Annotated in this window: 2 protein-coding genes; both read left to right on the top strand. The window is 38.0% G+C overall.

The window, feature by feature from the left end:
- Positions 1–151: 151 nt before the first annotated feature.
- Entirely contained in the window at positions 152–499 is a 348-nt protein-coding gene (locus BTHERMOSOX_RS11485; RefSeq protein ID WP_138121234.1) for a DUF4156 domain-containing protein, read from the top strand.
- Positions 500–569: 70 nt separating this feature from the next.
- On the top strand, positions 570–938 hold the full coding sequence (locus BTHERMOSOX_RS11480; RefSeq protein WP_138121233.1) for a cupin domain-containing protein: 369 nt from the start codon (positions 570–572) through the stop codon (positions 936–938).
- The last annotated feature ends 132 nt before the right edge of the window (positions 939–1,070 follow it).

Genomic DNA, 1,070 nt, shown 5'->3' with positions numbered 1-1,070 from the left:
AAACCTGCAAAAAATTGCTAACAAATCAGAATAAAAGCCTAACAAGTTGCTCAAACGGACAAATTACAGTTGGCTCGCGCTCCGCGCATTATAGCCAACCATAATTTGCCGCTTAGCAAGGCGTTATGTTTAAAAAACAGAGAAACAATAAATGAAAAAAATACTATCAACTGTAACAGTTTTAATATTCATATATGGCTGTTCAGCTATAGAAGTAAAACCTGAAGCAAAAAGCATTGAACTTGTTAATGTTTCACCAAACAAAAATAAATGTAGGTTTTTAGGGGAAATTGTTGGCTCTCAAGGAAATTGGTTTACTGGAGATTGGACATCTAATAAAAATTTAGTAGTTGGAGCAAGAAATGAACTTAGAAATGAAGCAAGTAAACTAGGTGCTAATATTGTGTATATTCAAGATATGAAAAATACAAATGCTTGGGGCTCTCTGGGAACAACCAATACAACTACTATAGGCAAGGCTTACAAATGCTCCAACTAAAACATAACAAATCATTCCAGCCGACCGCTAACGCGGCCGCTGATTTCAGGCGTTAACGCCGTAAAAACATATGACTAAATCAACTGTTACTTACTGGAATCCACTTGACTCAAACAACAGAAATAAGTGGAAACCTATTGATGGCCTAGAAGGTGTTGCTGAAGAATTAACACTAAGTATCGACGATACAACTGGAGAATATACGCGGTTAACAAGGTTTTATGCGGGTGCAGATACCTCTTCTTTCGGCAGCAAAAGTCATGAGTATCCTGAAGAAATATTTATAGTTAGTGGTCGCCTCTATGATCAAGCATTTGATACGTGGTTAGAAACTGGGCACTATGCAAGCAGGCCACCTGGCGAAATACATGGACCGTTTAAAACAGAAGAAGGTTGTGTTGTACTTGAGGTTTCTTTTCCAAATAAAACTAATGAATAACACAACATGCATAATGTACAAACGTCAAAATTACCGTGCAATGATTAAACAGAGCTGCGCTAACAAGGCGCTGCAGTTGACCAGTAATACGCCGCTTCGCTCTGTATTACGGTCAACTGAGCTTAAGCGTTA

It is taken from the genome of Bathymodiolus heckerae thiotrophic gill symbiont (assembly GCF_900128515.1).
GTDB lineage: Bacteria > Pseudomonadota > Gammaproteobacteria > PS1 > Pseudothioglobaceae > Thioglobus_A.
Note: the sequence above shows the minus strand (reverse complement) of the source record. Positions and strands in the feature narration are given on the sequence as shown.